General features: G+C 62.8%; 16 protein-coding genes. 9 read left to right on the forward strand and 7 right to left on the reverse strand.

All coding sequences use genetic code 11. The features are described from left to right. Positions 1–2: 2 nt before the first annotated feature. Positions 3–596: an NADPH-dependent FMN reductase gene (locus CP557_RS06875; RefSeq protein WP_097379234.1), complete on the reverse strand. Its 594-nt coding sequence runs from the start codon at positions 594–596 to the stop codon at positions 3–5. Between the two features lie 121 nt (positions 597–717). Between CP557_RS06875 and CP557_RS06880 the strand changes: the two genes are divergently transcribed. Beyond that, positions 718–1,707, forward strand: coding sequence for a nucleoside recognition protein (locus tag CP557_RS06880; RefSeq protein ID WP_097381557.1), 990 nt, complete (start codon positions 718–720; stop codon positions 1,705–1,707). Positions 1,708–1,735: 28 nt separating this feature from the next. Here CP557_RS06880 and CP557_RS06885 read toward each other — a convergent pair whose 3' ends face one another. Next, complete coding sequence (locus tag CP557_RS06885; protein ID WP_097379235.1) at positions 1,736–2,134, reverse strand: SPW repeat domain-containing protein; 399 nt, start codon at positions 2,132–2,134, stop codon at positions 1,736–1,738. A 278-nt stretch (positions 2,135–2,412) separates the two neighbouring features. Here CP557_RS06885 and CP557_RS06890 point away from each other — a divergent pair, with 278 nt between their 5' ends. Beyond that, a complete protein-coding gene (locus CP557_RS06890) occupies positions 2,413–3,456 on the forward strand; it encodes a M48 family metallopeptidase (protein ID WP_097379236.1) in 1,044 nt (347 codons plus the stop codon). A 94-nt stretch (positions 3,457–3,550) separates the two neighbouring features. Here the strand turns inward: CP557_RS06890 and CP557_RS06895 are convergent, their stop codons facing one another. Further along, a complete protein-coding gene (locus CP557_RS06895) occupies positions 3,551–4,717 on the reverse strand; it encodes a hypothetical protein (protein WP_097379237.1) in 1,167 nt (388 codons plus the stop codon). Between the two features lie 381 nt (positions 4,718–5,098). On the opposite strand from CP557_RS06895, the gene CP557_RS06900 reads away from it, so the two are divergent. From CP557_RS06900 to CP557_RS06905, 3 genes are all read left to right on the forward strand, one after another. Continuing rightward, positions 5,099–5,317: a hypothetical protein gene (locus tag CP557_RS06900; RefSeq protein ID WP_097379238.1), complete on the forward strand. Its 219-nt coding sequence runs from the start codon at positions 5,099–5,101 to the stop codon at positions 5,315–5,317. Positions 5,318–6,026: 709 nt separating this feature from the next. After that, a complete protein-coding gene (locus tag CP557_RS22465) occupies positions 6,027–6,191 on the forward strand; it encodes a hypothetical protein (RefSeq protein WP_169924347.1) in 165 nt (54 codons plus the stop codon). A 201-nt stretch (positions 6,192–6,392) separates the two neighbouring features. Further along, positions 6,393–6,584 carry a hypothetical protein gene (locus CP557_RS06905; protein WP_097379239.1) on the forward strand — a complete coding sequence of 64 codons (192 nt, stop codon included), beginning with the start codon at positions 6,393–6,395 and terminating at the stop codon, positions 6,582–6,584. A gap of 396 nt (positions 6,585–6,980) precedes the next feature. Here the strand turns inward: CP557_RS06905 and CP557_RS22470 are convergent, their stop codons facing one another. Both CP557_RS22470 and CP557_RS22790 read right to left on the reverse strand, forming a co-directional pair. Further along, positions 6,981–7,121, reverse strand: a complete 141-nt coding sequence (locus CP557_RS22470; RefSeq protein ID WP_169924348.1) for a hypothetical protein — start codon at positions 7,119–7,121, stop codon at positions 6,981–6,983. Further along, on the reverse strand, positions 7,118–7,612 hold the full coding sequence (locus tag CP557_RS22790) for a PadR family transcriptional regulator (protein ID WP_211290181.1): 495 nt from the start codon (positions 7,610–7,612) through the stop codon (positions 7,118–7,120). Before CP557_RS22790 ends, CP557_RS22470 begins: the two co-directional genes overlap by 4 nt. 220 nt (positions 7,613–7,832) lie before the next feature. Between CP557_RS22790 and CP557_RS06915 the strand changes: the two genes are divergently transcribed. Then, positions 7,833–8,099 carry a winged helix-turn-helix domain-containing protein gene (locus CP557_RS06915; RefSeq protein ID WP_097379240.1) on the forward strand — a complete coding sequence of 89 codons (267 nt, stop codon included), beginning with the start codon at positions 7,833–7,835 and terminating at the stop codon, positions 8,097–8,099. Positions 8,100–8,528: 429 nt separating this feature from the next. Here CP557_RS06915 and CP557_RS06920 read toward each other — a convergent pair whose 3' ends face one another. Continuing rightward, complete coding sequence (locus tag CP557_RS06920) at positions 8,529–9,983, reverse strand: hypothetical protein (RefSeq protein ID WP_143825038.1); 1,455 nt, start codon at positions 9,981–9,983, stop codon at positions 8,529–8,531. Between the two features lie 931 nt (positions 9,984–10,914). On the opposite strand from CP557_RS06920, the gene CP557_RS06925 reads away from it, so the two are divergent. Together CP557_RS06925 and CP557_RS06930 are read left to right on the forward strand one after the other, a co-directional pair. After that, a complete protein-coding gene (locus tag CP557_RS06925; protein WP_097379242.1) occupies positions 10,915–11,313 on the forward strand; it encodes a hypothetical protein in 399 nt (132 codons plus the stop codon). A 516-nt stretch (positions 11,314–11,829) separates the two neighbouring features. Beyond that, positions 11,830–12,030, forward strand: coding sequence for a hypothetical protein (locus CP557_RS06930; RefSeq protein WP_097379243.1), 201 nt, complete (start codon positions 11,830–11,832; stop codon positions 12,028–12,030). 247 nt (positions 12,031–12,277) lie between these two features. Here the strand turns inward: CP557_RS06930 and CP557_RS06935 are convergent, their stop codons facing one another. Next, positions 12,278–13,111, reverse strand: a complete 834-nt coding sequence (locus tag CP557_RS06935) for a helix-turn-helix transcriptional regulator (protein WP_245852921.1) — start codon at positions 13,109–13,111, stop codon at positions 12,278–12,280. A 288-nt stretch (positions 13,112–13,399) separates the two neighbouring features. Here CP557_RS06935 and CP557_RS06940 point away from each other — a divergent pair, with 288 nt between their 5' ends. After that, a complete protein-coding gene (locus CP557_RS06940) occupies positions 13,400–13,873 on the forward strand; it encodes a DUF1330 domain-containing protein (protein WP_097379245.1) in 474 nt (157 codons plus the stop codon). Positions 13,874–14,163: the final 290 nt, after the last annotated feature.

Here is a 14,163-nt window from a genome sequence, read left to right on the forward strand (position 1 = left end):
GATCACTTCCCCGTTGCGCCCACGTTTTGATCGCTCTCGAAGGAGTCCGGATCCGGCTCGATCGCGGCGTACTGGACCGCTCGCCGCCCCAGCGTTTGGACCCGCTCCTCGAGTTTCGGATCGACGAACTCGCCGTCCTCGACGGCCGCGCTCGCGTTCGGAATCGCCGCCTCGTGGGGGATCACCCACGCGTTCAGCGCCCGACAGACCGACCGCATGTGCTCGAGGGCCGTCACGGGGAAGGCCCCGCCCGAGACCGCCAGTAACCCGACCGTCTTGTCTTCGAACTCGTCGAAGCCACAGTAGTCTATCGCAGTCTTCAGCGGTGAGGCGTACGATCCGTGGTACATCGGCGAGCCGAGCACGATGGTGTCGGCGTCGCGGACGCGCTCGGCCAGCACCTCGGCGTCGCCCGCCGCCTCGCGGTCGCGATCCGCGTCGAACGTCGGGAGTTCGTACTCGCGGAGATCCAGCAGTTCGGTCGTCGCGCCGGCGTCCTCGGCGGCCGAGAGGACGGACTCGAGTGCGGTCCGGGTGTAACTTCCCTCGCGGAGACTGCCACAGAGTGCAGCCACGTGAACGTCGCTCTCGCTCATACCCCTCCGGACGACCGGGAGCGGGAAAAGCCACCCGAAACGATCGCGCGTTGATATGAATCGGCCCGAGGCGGTCTCCGGATTCGATACCCATTTTTCGCGGGACTGCAAACGGCTCGTCGTGCAGTCAGTCCTGTCCGTGCTCCTCGAGGAAGCGCTCCCGCGCGTGCTAACGATCGCGGTCCTGATCGGTGCGGGCGTCGGGCTGGCAAACCTCGCCGTCGAGTACGGGCTCGTCACGGTCGTCGCGCGCGTCGGACGGTACGTGACGGAGCCGGCGAACCTCCCGTCGGAAGTCGGAACCGCCGTTCTCACGAACGCGGTCTCGGTGACGGCGGGATACGGCATGCTCGCGGAGTTTCGCGAGGCCGGCCTTCTCGACGATCGCGCCACCCTGATCGCCGTCGTCATCAACACGTTCTTCGGCTTCGTTCAGCACATCTTCACCTACTACGGGCCCGTTCTCGTCCCGATTTTGGGCCTGCAGGTCGGCCTCATGTACGTCGGCGCGCGGGCCGGCATCTCGCTGGCCATCACCCTCGTCGGCCTGCTGGCCGGTGCCCTCCTGTTGCGGGGCTACGAGTACGACAGCGGCGCCCTCGAGCCGGAGTTGCCCGACGAGGAGCCACGAACGAACCGCGACAAACTCCGCGAGGCCGCCGAGAGCACCTTCGAGCGCCTGCGTTCGATCGTCCCGCGACTGGCAGTGGTCTACTCGCTCGTCTTCCTCGCGCTCGAGTACGCCGATCGGATCCTCGCGGCGTTCGCGTCGGTCGGGATCGACGATCCGGGTGCCCTCCTCGAGCCGATCGCCGGCCTGCTCGGGTTGCCGGGAGCAGCGGTGCCTGTCATCCTCGTCTCCCTGGTCGATCCGACGACCGGCGCGATCACCGTCGCCCCCCTGATCGGTGACGTGTTGACGCCGTCGGAAGCGGTGATCACGCTGCTCGTGGGCAGCCTCGTCTCGCTGACGATCGGGACGGTCAAGCGGTCGATCCCCTTCCAGTTCGGGATCTGGGGAGCGGCGTTCGGAACGAAAGTGATCGTCGTCAACGTCTGTCTGAAAGCCGCGTTCATCCTCGTGGCGATCGCCGCCTTCTTCCTGGTCTAGAGGGCGGACGAACCGACGGAGACCGGTGTCAGGCGGTCGCCGCTGTCGGCTTCGACGTTCGGAGGGTCCCGTAGACCCCGGCCAGCGAGAGGATCGCGATGAGCGCACCGGAGACGCCGTTGACGCCCAGTACCAGCTCGCGGCTCACGTCGAAGAGGACGATCGGCGCGACCGCGATCCAGACGCCAAGCACTGCGAGCAGTGCCGCGAGGACCACGTTCGGGCTGTGCGTCGTACTGACCCGATACGCCTGCACGGACGCGATGAAGGCGACGACCGCACCGACGAGGACGTTGTGGATCCCCATCGTATCGGTGATCGTGAAGACGGCCGAGGAAACCATGACGAACGCGCCCAGCGCTGCGGTCAGTCCGGCCGTTCGCTCGACTAACACGGCTGCACCGTCCGCGGATCGTGTCCGGCTCATACCTAGTTGTAATGCACTCGATATATTTCAGCGCGTCGGTCGTTTTACAAGCACGGGATTCTGTGTCCGCTCCCGCAGTAGCTGCTCGACCGACGAGTCGTCGATCAAGACGCCAAGGCGTCGATTCGTCTCCAGAACCGACTCGACGCTCGCTCGAGCACGGCTCGCTCGCACTCGAGTCCTGCCACCGTGAGCCGTCAGTACTCCTGACAGTGACCCCCGACCCGCAACACTGATTACCGATCCGATGGATACTCCCGTGCCGAGGCGGGATTTAAATGAACGGCACTGTTCGAATGCAGTTATCCCTGCTCTGGCGGATGCTCGTCGCATTGACCGTGCTGACGGTCGTTTCGATACTCATCGCCGGCACGGCGATTCTCGTCGGCGGGTTCCTGTCCTGGCTCGGTCTCCTCGTGGCAACGTTCGTCCTCGGGATCCTCCTGTTGCCAGTTTCCGGGGACGCCTACGGACTGCTCTCGGCCGTGCTCGCGAACCCGCTTCCCATCGTCGTCGCGACCGGCACGGTCTCGTTGCCGGTCCTGTACTACTGGCCCGTCCGGGAGGAAATCCGGCAGTTCCGGGCGGAACTGGGGGAATCCGGTGCCCCCGCGTCCGAGACCGATCCCGACGTCGCCGCGATGACCCGTCGGCTCGCCCAGCAGACGGCCATCCCGGAACCGGACGTCTACGTCGCCGACCGCCGGCGTCCCGAGTCCTACGCCGTCGGCGGCCGTCTCGACGGGACGATCATCGTCACGACCGGGCTGGTCAATCGGCTCTCGGCGGCCGAACTCGAGGCCGTGATCGCCCACGAACTCAGCCACCTCGTCAACGGCGACAGTCGGATCATGGATCTCGTGCTCACGCCGCTGCTCGTCGCCGAACACATCGGATCGGACGAGCCACCGACGCGACGGCTGCTGCTCAGCCAACCCCTGGCCTACGTCGCCTACTTCGTTCTCTGGGCACTGCTGACGGCCACCACGACCGTCCAGCAACTGTGCTGTCAGTTCGGTATCGCCGTCCTCTCGCGTGGCCGGGAGTTCGCCGCCGACAGGGCTGGCGCGGAACTGACCGGCTCCCCGAGCGACCTCGCCAGCGCCCTCGAGACGCTCGACGACGGTCGTGAACGGCCCGGCGAGGACAAACGCACCTGGGCGAAGTCGGCCAGCGCGCTCGACATCCTCCCGCGGGAGACCCCGGCCGGATCGTGGGACCTGTTCCGAACCCATCCCAGTACCGACGAGCGCATCGCCCGACTCGAGGGGCTGGTTCTCGAGCAGGTGTCCGACGGCCGGGACGGCTCTCGTCGCCACTGATGCGTCTGAACGTCGCTGCACATCGACTCGAACGACAGCGGTGCGAGTAGCGCGTCCACTGGCACCTCTCGTCTCGACGAAAAGCGACGAGTGGCTACTCGAGGATGGCGTCTAACTCCGTCACGAGCGTCTCTTTCCTGCTGGCGGGGACCGCCGTCGAGAACTCGGCGGCCGAAAGCGCCGAGCGGTCGGTCCCGGTCTCGAGCAAGCGAAGTCCCTCGGCGACGACGGCACGATCGCCGACCGTCGCGACGCGGTTGCGAGAGGTCCAGAGGTCGACGTTCTGCCGGCGTGCGTCCCGTCGGCTGACGCTGGGCAGGACGTAGCCGTCACAGCCGTCGATCGGGGCGAGGACGTCCGTCGTCCCGCCCGTGACCGTCCGTCGGAGCTTTACCACCTGGCCGTCCGTCACGAAGGTGTCCCACTCCGACCCCCCCGAAACCGTCGGTGGCTCGGCCAGCGCGCCCGGCTCGCTCACGTCGACGCTGGCGAGATCCGCGTGCCGCCAGTTGGCCACGACGGGGGCGTCGCTGTCCTGTAGCACTCGCCGTTCGAACGCCGGCGTGTGGTAGCCGATCGCGTCGTCGTCGACCGAGACGCGACCGACCCGTCGGGCCGTCTCGAGCAGGTCGGTTCGCTGGGCGAGCGCTGCAGGGCGGACGAGCGGCGGGAACAACACGAAGTAAAGCCGCGCGCCGGGGCGGACGTGTTGGCAGGCGCGATAGAGCCACGCTTCCGTGTGCTCCGGGTACCAGGGCGGATCGAAGAAGACGACCGGAAACGTCGACTCGAGGGGTAACGGTTCGTGGATGTCGGCCTGGCAAAAGCGCAGGGAGTCGAGATCGGTTTCGAACCGCGTTTCGAAGAGGTCGTTGCGATCGACGAGCGTCACGGGAACACCACGTCGGGCGAGGTGGGCGGCGACCGTCGGCGCGCCGAGACAGAGGACGGAGTTGCCCGCATCGCGAAGCGCGGCCGCGATCTCGGCCACGGAATCGTCGGTGAAGTACCACTCGAAATCGAGCGGGTGGAGTTCGGGCGTCCGGACGGCTTCGGCGGCGTCGACCGATGCGGGGTCGCCCTCGGGGAGGTCGTCGGCGAGACCCAGGTGTCGTAACCGCTCGTAGGCGACTGTCGGAAATGCACCACGGGCAGCGCGCAGGACGCTCCTGACGGTCGCTCCGGAGGTCGTCGCGATAGTGGTCAGTCGATCGTCGAGCCGACGGTGGTATGCGGTGTCGCTAGTGGTGTGTTCGGTCATCGGTGATATGGAAATTTGAGCTGCGTTCGACGGAACGGTGCTACCGTGGCGGTGTGCCAGCGGACTGCTGTGGCCCGCACGGCGATCCGCCCGACGCACACGATCGAAGTTCAATTCAATTACAGTTAAAATTTTAGTTTAATAACACGAACTGGGAACCCCGTCCGCCGCGGTCCACGTTCGAGCGACGACCTCGCTCGGTTCGTCGGGTCGTCGTGGTGTCTCGAGGGTCCGTCGTCCGCTCGGCTCTCCCCCAGGCGGCCCCGGCTCACGGTCTCGCGGGAGTGCGTTCTCCACTGCCGGCGGACGACCGGTATGGGGCGAATGGGGCTTCTTGCGGCCGTCAACAACGTTATTCGGGGTCGGTCCCTAGCCCTGTCAATGAACGATATTCGTTCCCCACTCGAGGGGGTCTCGTCGCGGAAGGCGATGCTTCACTGCTTCGAGTGCGGTCACGAGAGTCCCATCGGCGGCGACTGGCTCGTCCGCGTCCACGACGACCGACTCGAGTACGAGTGCCCCGACTGTCAGACGACGATCGATTCCCGACCGACCAGCGCCGATTCGACCCCGAAGCGGACGGAGACGCTCTGTTGCTAGCCAGACCGTCGATTCACGCCGTCCCGTTTGCGGCCATTTCGACGGAGTACCGCCGTCGCGAGCCGCCTCGAGGAGCCGTCCCAAATCCACCGACGACCTCGAGGAATGGCCACCGCTCGCGTCGTTTCGCTCCTCGAGACTCTCCCTCGACTGGCGACGTGGTCGAGAACCTCGTCCGGGGCCGATCGGTGGCTCTCGCTCGTCGTGATCGTCACCGGAACGGGACTTTCATCCTCGCCACCCTTTTAAATAGCCGATGCGGAAGAGATATAATCGCGCTCTCGTGATGGGTGGTATGGTTCGCTATTCGGCCGAGCGCTGTTCCGACTGCGGGAGCAAACAGAAGCGCCGAGCCGACAACACCGTCTGGTGTCCCAACTGTGCCCAATTCCTCTCACCCGGAGTGAATCCGTAACGGGCGGTTTCTGACGGCATCCTCGGCCGACGTGACTCCCCGAGACGCGACCTCGAAGTCGTCTCACGGACGTCGATTCCTTCTCGAGACCCTGGCTCGTCGGTGCTACCGCGCGCGACTCGCGTGTGGTCTCCCGCCATCGGTCGCCACCCGCGACAGTCGAGCCGAGTCAGATTCGGGGGTCACATCGGTGGCATGGCCTCCGCCGCGTTCAGCCGTCGCCGTCAGGGCACGAGTGCAACCTGCTACCTCGTGTCCCAGCAGTCATATACGTTGACATCTCCGAGGGAGTCCATGAACGGCGACGACGACAACAGTTCGGAGCTCTCGATAGAGAGCCCCTATTTCCTGTTTCGCCTCTTCGAATCGGACGTCATCGCGGCCGAAATCGACTGGGAAGACGAGAAGTTCGTCTTCTATCCGGTCAACACGCTTCCCGACGGTCACACCGGACCCTGACGGGCTCGTCACCCGGAGCGGCGTCGCGGGGCGTCTCGCGATCCCACTCGTCGGCGGTACCGAGTCGGTCCCCATCCTACGTCGTTTCGCGTCGCGTTCTCGGGTCGCGAGACGACACGGGCAGCGGCGACGCGACAGATCCGCGGACGGTCTCGAGGGACTCACGCGTTCTTTATCGTCTCGAGGAGGCTACAGAGCGGCGTGAGCGAAGGAGACGGTGATGAAACGGTAATGGCCGCGTGTACGGCGTGTGAGTCCGTCTTCGCGGCGAAGGAGACCGCCGACGGGACGATTCTCCCGATCGGCCGACCGCAAGGCTGCCAGTGTGGGTCGACCGATTTCGAACCAGTAACTACCCCCGACGACCGACTGTCGAAGCGTGCCTCGGACTGATCGATCCAGGCGGTCGCTCCGTGCGGGTTTTCGACGGTGTGCCATCTCTCGCGGGCGACAGCCACGGCTGACTCCGCGAGCGCGTTCCCGAGGGGGTCTCCCCCGTCGTCGGGATCGGCGGCCGCGAACGCCGCGATCTCGGCGGTCGTGAGCCTCGAGTCGCCACTTCCGGTGGGGAGCGAAAGCCCGTAGGTCGACGCGCCTCGAGTTCTCCCTTCTCCGAGATTCCCTCCCCCGTAGCCCCCTGCTCATCGCGACTCCCTTCCCTCGAGCGAGGGGGCACCGATCCGAACTCGGCCCGCGGGCGGTGGCTGCCGATCGCGTCGCGGGCAGGTCGTGTGGGGCCGAGCGACCGCGTGGACTCCCCCCAAAGACCGTCGATCGGGAGCGGCCGTTTCAGGTGAGCCGCGCGCCCTCGTCGTCGAGGGCGAGCGCGCAGTCGTCACAGAGCCACCAGCCGATCAGCGGATCGCGTTCGGGAAGCACCGCGCCGCAGTCGGGGCACCGCCTGGGCTCCCCGTCTCGAGTCCCGCTCATTCGTCCCCCTCGGGGTCTCGAGGGGTGGCTTCGCCCGTTCGGGAGGGACCGTCGCCCGCCCGTGACGCGGGCTCGTCCGCGGCGCGGGACGTGGCCGCGCAGGCTTCGAGGAGGGCGTCGGTCCGCCGCACGAGCAGGCTCCGCCCCGCGTCGGTGGGGGTGTACTCGCTCGTGCGTTCGTCGACCCGCCGGCTGACCAGCAGGTCGCGGCCGACCAGCGCGGCCAGGGTCGACTGGAGCTGGACGTGGTCGACGTAGGGGTAGGTGCGCTCGAGGGCGTGCGTGATCGCGCGCTGGTCGGTAGTGTCGGTCTCGCCCTCGAGGCGGGCGACCGCCGCGAGCAGGTCCCGCTGAAAGGCGGTGAGCCTGATCCAGGTGGGGCTGTCCTCGTGACTGGGGGCTGCCGTACACCGCTGGGGGTCGCGTTGGTCGGGTGGCGATGCGTCCGCTCGAGCGGGGGTTTCACAATCCCGCGAATCGTCGTCGAACATGGCTTCCGGGGTAGTTTCGGAGGCTGCTTGCGGCCCCGGTGTCTGTAGCACCGGGTCGCGATTTCAGGACCCGTGAGAGTCGAGTCTGTCCACAGCCTCACCTAACACTTAGTAGCTCCTACCCACTAATAGTTTGCTCAAACATCTGTTATAGTAGTTTGAAGCAACCAGATAGTATCTAATCGGGGGATATAGGCGGTTTTGAGCCGTATTCAGGTTAATGCGACTGGATGCGGACTGGATGGTCAGAGCTGACGATCGGATCTTGGAATTTCTCAGAGACGACGGCCCCCACCCGCCCTCGAAGATGGAAGACGACGAGCGAATCAAATTCGGTGCGGAATATCTCGGCAGACGGTGTCGGGACTATCTCGAGCCCCACGGCCTCCTGAAAAACCTCGGAAACGGCGTGTATGCGATCACCGAGGACGGAGCGGCATACCTGGATGGTGAACTGGATGTGAGTGAACTAGAACCTCGAGACTGACAGGTTATACTCTTTGAGTGAAGGTGCTACTTGGTGACTCTTCTCGAGTAGTTATCGTCAATTCTGGTTCGCATGCTCGTACACACGAGTATTGGTATACCCGTGTGCATATTTGGGAATCGCATTCTAGCGACGTACAACTAAAGGGAGTCGTATCGAACCTGGGTTTCTCGGAGTTTTGTTCAAGCATAGATAGAACGGAACTCGCGGTCAGTACAGAGGATAAATCTCGCACAAGAGACTGGTTTGGTTGATGCTTGGAGGGCCGTCTCAGGAGGGGCTTGACGCCTGGGAAACGGGGTGGAGTCGAATGAGCCAGCGTGGCGAAGGAATCGGCGAAGAAGCTCAGGTAGACAGGTCGACAGAGCGCCCGCGAACTCGATGGAAGCCAGAAACGAGAACAAGAACGGGGACCTCGGCGGGTGATCGCTAGATCTCCGTGAGCGTCAACTCGACCTCGAACGGGTAGATGCCGTCTGTGCGGTTGTGGTCGTCGGCGTCTTCGTGCCAGAGTGCTGCGAACGTACCAGCCAGCGTGTACGACCCTTCCGGAGCGGTCGCTGGGACGACGTACGTCGTCCTGAGTGTCTCTTCGACCGATATCTCCTGGCTAACTGCCGTCTCTTGTCGGTTCAGATCGTCGTCAGCCAGCGACCACGAAATGTCGTCGTCATCGCTCGCAACGGGCACCTCGTAGCGGTCACTGTAGAGGAGGTGGTACTCGCCGTCGGCCGCGATCCAGAGCGGAGTCGGCAGGCCGATCTGACTGTGCAGTTCCACAGGTTCACTCGGCGCAACCGTCGCACCCGCCTTCTCCTCGGTCACCTCGACCGTCAGAGTAAACCGTGCCAGGCCGTCCTCGGTGGGTTCGGCTGTCTCCGCAGTTACGGTGACCGGCATGGTTTCGTGATCCCCCTCCGATACGTTTACGTAGTAGACTGTACCATTGCTCCGGACCAGCGGCGGTTCCCGGACGTCACTCTCGACCGCCACAGTCTCGAAATACGACTCGGGGACATTGTCGGTCACGAACGACGGAGAATCGGCACCCGTTCCCGACTCGATCACGGCCTCGAGGAACTCCCGCAGGTCATCCTCGAGCGCCTCCGCGTCGAGGACCTCCTGCCCCCAGCGGTCCTCGTCGGTGAACGGCCGGAGTTCGATAGTAAAGGGTGGCTCCCAGTTGTGCCGCTCGACGATGATCGGTGAGACCCCGTTCTCGTCTTCGACGTAGTCGTAGCTGTCCAGGAACGCCTCTACTTCTTCCGGAACCAGTGTTCGGACATACGACGAGCGGGCCCGTTGCGGTGATCCGTCCCATCCGATCAAACCGACGAGTCGGTTGACCTCCTCGTCCTCGAACTCGTCGTCGTAGGCGACAACCCGACCGTCGTTGTACTCCTCGAGTTCCTCGTCGCCGAGTCGCACTTCGAGCTCCGGGAGCTGCAGGTCCGCGACGTACGCGGTCCCATCGATCTGAACGTCCAGCTCCGACACGCGACGGTAGGGACGCGACCGGAGCTCGTCGATCGCGGCCAGCAGTGCTTCGTCGGGCTCCTCGGTCTCGAATCCGTCCTCGTGTGCCTCCTGGATTGCGTTGGTGACCGGCTCCGGCAGCGTTCCGAGCGGTTCGGGCTCGCGTTGACGGCGCGACAGGCCCGGATGCGTCTCCGCCGGAGCCGCGCCCGCGAGATACGACGCCCCCGAGATATTTACCGCGGCGGTCAACCCGTTCGCCGTCCCCTCGGACGCTTCACCGGATGACCCGTCAGGAGTTGCAGTTGGTGTTTCGTCGGACACGGAGTCGGAGCCACCGGAACAGCCCGCAAGGCCGGCAAACGCCGAGCCAGCCAGAGCGAGTAGCGTCCGTCTTCGTACTGTCATTACACGCTGCTATGGACCTACGAGATATAAAACGGACGTAAGTTATTATGTTAATTTTAGCACCGATATTTAACCGAATAACTACACGAGAAACTCGAACAGCGACGCGACCCACTCGAACGGGTTACTGCCGCCCATGCCGCGAGGGATACCTCACGATCAGCGAAGTTAGACCAACTCCCTGTGCAAGATTCGCATCTGTACTTATCGCTTAGGATTATCTCAATCTCTCCCTCCGAAGCGGATTCAACAAGGTGGGTTATCGAGGTCTCGCCCCGTCCTACTAGTGGGGAAGGGGCGCTCTACCGTCTCTAATCGGCCAACCCGTCTTTGCGCTAGCGCGGCACGCGCTCTGCGCGCCGCGCAATTGCCCTACCCCCTTAGGGGCATGGTCTAAGTCAAATCGAAACGACCCGCAAGCATCGCGGTGGGATCACGGTGCCAAGCCCACCTCGAGCCACTGGCTACAACCAGCATCGCCTCAGCAGCGATGGTATTCGACCGAGCGTGTAGCACACGGCGAAAACGAGAGTGGTGCCACCACGTGGGGCCGGTTCCACGAGCTGCGACTGCGCCGACGAATCCGATTTCAGTCCCGCCACCGAGAGCCACGTCCGCTCGAGGCCACGGCGTTCGGTCGAATCGCTCCCCGACTTCGCCTACTTCTCGAGGCCTCACTCGCGATCATCCCGACGTTCTCGAAGCTATCCGCGTTCGGTCGACAGCAAATCCGATCCTCGTTCCTCGAGACTCGCTGTCGCCGTCGAGCGTCGCAACAACGCCGAATCGTCTCCGGCGACGCAGCGGGCGACCGTCACGTAACTCAGTCCCTGGTTCAGTTGCCACGTGATCGACTCGAGCGCGGTGCCGTCGCCCCTCGCGGTCGAGTGCTGCCAGAGAGCTATTTTATAGTTCCCTCGAATGGACCGGTATGCATCGCCGTGGCTTCATTTCGGCCACAGCCGCCGGCCTGGTGTCCAGTGCGGGCTGCGTCAGTTCCGACGAGCAGTCGGCGAGGCTGGCGTGGATCACCCTCCGAAACCACCGGGACGAGGAGTACGACGTCACGGTCGCCGTCGAAGACGATGGTGACACGGTTTTCTCCCGGACGTTTTATCTCGGCACCACCGCCGAAACGGCGACCGTCCTCGAAGAAACCCCCGTCGAGGGCGAGGGGGAATACGTCGTTCACGCCACGATGGACGGCGAAAACCGCGCAGTCGATACGACGGACTTCATCGAGGAGGACGAGCGGTGTCTCGGCGTCCGTTTCGAACTGCTGAATAACGGCAGCGTCGACTATCGGACGAAATCCATGCAGCAGTGTTGACCGCTCGGTATCGCTCGGTGGCCCGCGCTCGTCAGTCCTCGACTTCAATCGCGGCTGGCTCCCACGCTGCCGTCACGGGGCACTCCTCGAAAGCAGGCTGAAACCGAGTCGGCTCCTCGAGAGGCGCCTGTGTCCCAAGTGAAATAGCGGTAGTTGCTCGTCTGAAACTGCCGGTCGGCCTCTGTCTCAGTCATACCCAGTTCACCGTTCCACGGTCTCGCTGCTGAGCTTCCGGGCTGAACGTTCCTCGATAGTGCTCGAGGAACTAATCGACCTCGGTCCGACTGAACCAGGCCAGCATATCGTCTCGCTTCTCGTGTTGTAGATTCATGTTCGGGGTGCGCGCTAACCGGCTAGGTTCGAGGGCGATGGTCGTTGTTTCGGTGGTTCAAAAGGGAGAGCGACGTCGATTTCGTCCGACTTTGTGGAGTTTCTCGGACACGATCCAAGCGATAAGTACAGACGCGAGTGTATCGGAGAACAAAGACTTATCTCCGAGACGCCTGCAGTGACGGTATGTCGGGAACGCTTACAGCCCTCTACCAGCGCAACGAAGTGTTCTGGATGGGACTGACCGCAGTCGTTCTTGGGGTATTGATTCCCGGTACCCTCGCATTCGGGGGACTCAACCTCTCACGCCTGTTTGGCGTTACTGGAGGGGGCCTCCTGATTACGAGCGTTTTCGTCGGCATCTACAGATTCTTCACTCCGACGTAACTGCCGGAGCAGTCGGCAACAGTGAAGGCGATACATAGATACGTCGTCTTGAATGAAGCGCCGTCCGATTTGTGGAGGAGATTTCGGACACGACCCACGCGCCAAGTACACACGCGAATCTAACGCTGGCACTTCTCTCAGCTATCGGCGATGGTGGCAGAGCCGTGCTGAATGTAGAACGCGTATCAGTCACAGGACTCCCTCAATGTCGCGTCGGAGAGAAAGCGTGTCTTCACCGGGGGACGACTTACGTCGTCGGTAACGCCTCCGGGTCGAGCAATTCAGCCTCGTCTCGATAGTCTTCGTACAGCTCCTCGGCCCACGACATAATGGCAGGTGTCTCAGCGACTAACAATCCCCGAACGACGCGTTCTTCGTCTCGTTGTTCACCCAACCAAATCGTCACGGACTCATCAAAGATATGCATGTTAAGTGGGATCTCCCCATCGTAGGTCCAAATGCTCTCCCGCTCCGCTCGAAACCGCAGTAGCGGCAACTGCTCTGACTCCGCAGGGAGGGTCGCGATCCAGTCCGATTCGATTACGAGTTCGGCAGTCAACTGTCGCTCGTTGACCTGTTCGTGAATGAGCGTCACGTATCGAGGCAGCGTAACCTCGACAAGTGAGCGGACCTCGTCCGTAGTGCGAATCTTCTCCGCCACGTGATCGTATGGCCTGGATGGTGCCGGCGTCTTCGGCGTTATGATCTCGACGGTGCGGAAGTGGCGGAAATCGAGCGATCGAACGGGTGACGGGAGCCACTCGATAGCGTTACCGAGATGCTGGATTCCCTCGACAGTCTGCAGATAGGCGCGGAACTCGGCGATCATAATCCCGCCTTCCTCCGTTAGCTCGTACTGACTCCCCTCGGAGGAGATCCACCCGCGTGATTCGCCGGTATCGAGGATCCGTGCGACGGTAGACCGTGATGCGCCGGTTTGTTCTGCGAGTTCGCGGCTTGTCGTCGGCCCGGCGGTGAGTGCCTCGAACACGCGCACGCTGTTCGCTGAATCTGCGAAGAACTGGATCGTGTCCAGTGCCGAGTCCATGTTTGTTGGGGGCGCGTGACGATGATTGGCCATGTCGTACGCTACGTCCGAGTAGTCGCAAATACCTTTGCGGGGGGTGGGAAGATTGGCAGGGTCTCGGAAACTTCCCATCGAGTAGGGCTATGACTCACGCACTGGTATGTGTCATCAAGACACAGGAGGTGAGAACGAAGTCGAAGAGGGGAATACCGAACCGGCGGACGGTTGAGGGACAATCAACCGGGAATACGCCACCGAAATCAGTGGATCGGTTGGAAGAATGAATCACATGAACCGACGGACGGTGTTAAGAAATATCGACGCGCGTGTGAACACGTGACAATGGTCAACGAACCCAATTCAGACGGCGTCTTCCGACGAACGCTGTTGAAAGCGGGAGCGGTCATAGCGGGTGCACTCGGGATGCTCCCGTCTGCAACAGCTAGTGGTCGTGAGAGCGAGACGCAGACTGCCGAATCGACTCAAAGCGAACCTACCCAATCCCAGAACGGATACGTGATTGCTGTCGATGGGATAACCGACAGGGACCGGTATATGAACGAATACTTCTCTGTCGCTGCAGAGACAACTGCCGCGCATGACGGAGAGGCGCTCGTTATCTCGTTCGATCCAACCGTGCTGGACGGCGAATGGGATCATGAACTGACGATCGTCCTGGAATTCCCATCCGTTCAAGCAGCGAGGGAGTGGTATGCTGATGACGCCTTGCAAAACGTCCGGCAGATTCGCCACGAGACCACCGCCTACTCCAATAAGATCGTCACCTCTCAATACTCTCCTGAAGGTCGGGCGTAAGGAATGCCATCATCTTCTTTCTTCCCGGCAAATTGGAAGTATCCTCTCGACTCGAAGCGGTAGATACATTCCCGGAGGGGCGTGAAAGTCCATCCGATACTTTCATCTCTCCTCCGGGATACCGATCTTCCATCCGACTCTGGAGAGATTCTCGGACACAATACTTCTGGTAGCTACGTCTGCACATCAAGCAGATCGGCTCCTATGTCATGTCTAATGAATAGCATTACGTGTCTGGGTTTTGAGATTCGTGTTGCATGCCCTCTAAAAAGACAGTTGGCGCTGCGCCA

The sequence above is a fragment of the Natrinema ejinorense genome (assembly GCF_002494345.1).
In the GTDB taxonomy this organism is placed as follows: Archaea; Halobacteriota; Halobacteria; order Halobacteriales; family Natrialbaceae; genus Natrinema; species Natrinema longum.

Excerpts from the sequence above, each read along its gene's own strand:
- CP557_RS06930 (WP_097379243.1), top strand. The coding sequence starts at position 11,830 with ATGTCGGGAACGCTTACAGCCCTCTACCAGCGCAACGAAGTGTTCTGG.
- CP557_RS06890 (WP_097379236.1), top strand. The coding sequence starts at position 2,413 with ATGAACGGCACTGTTCGAATGCAGTTATCCCTGCTCTGGCGGATGCTC.
- CP557_RS22470 (WP_169924348.1), bottom strand. The coding sequence starts at position 7,121 with ATGAGCGGGACTCGAGACGGGGAGCCCAGGCGGTGCCCCGACTGCGGC.
- CP557_RS06940 (WP_097379245.1), top strand. The coding sequence starts at position 13,400 with ATGGTCAACGAACCCAATTCAGACGGCGTCTTCCGACGAACGCTGTTG.
- CP557_RS06900 (WP_097379238.1), top strand. The coding sequence starts at position 5,099 with ATGAACGATATTCGTTCCCCACTCGAGGGGGTCTCGTCGCGGAAGGCG.
- CP557_RS06920 (WP_143825038.1), bottom strand. The coding sequence starts at position 9,983 with ATGACAGTACGAAGACGGACGCTACTCGCTCTGGCTGGCTCGGCGTTT.
- CP557_RS06895 (WP_097379237.1), bottom strand. The coding sequence starts at position 4,717 with ATGACCGAACACACCACTAGCGACACCGCATACCACCGTCGGCTCGAC.
- CP557_RS06875 (WP_097379234.1), bottom strand. The coding sequence starts at position 596 with ATGAGCGAGAGCGACGTTCACGTGGCTGCACTCTGTGGCAGTCTCCGC.
- CP557_RS22790 (WP_211290181.1), bottom strand. The coding sequence starts at position 7,612 with ATGTTCGACGACGATTCGCGGGATTGTGAAACCCCCGCTCGAGCGGAC.
- CP557_RS06935 (WP_245852921.1), bottom strand. The coding sequence starts at position 13,111 with ATGGCCAATCATCGTCACGCGCCCCCAACAAACATGGACTCGGCACTG.
- CP557_RS06915 (WP_097379240.1), top strand. The coding sequence starts at position 7,833 with ATGCGACTGGATGCGGACTGGATGGTCAGAGCTGACGATCGGATCTTG.
- CP557_RS22465 (WP_169924347.1), top strand. The coding sequence starts at position 6,027 with ATGAACGGCGACGACGACAACAGTTCGGAGCTCTCGATAGAGAGCCCC.
- CP557_RS06925 (WP_097379242.1), top strand. The coding sequence starts at position 10,915 with ATGCATCGCCGTGGCTTCATTTCGGCCACAGCCGCCGGCCTGGTGTCC.
- CP557_RS06885 (WP_097379235.1), bottom strand. The coding sequence starts at position 2,134 with ATGAGCCGGACACGATCCGCGGACGGTGCAGCCGTGTTAGTCGAGCGA.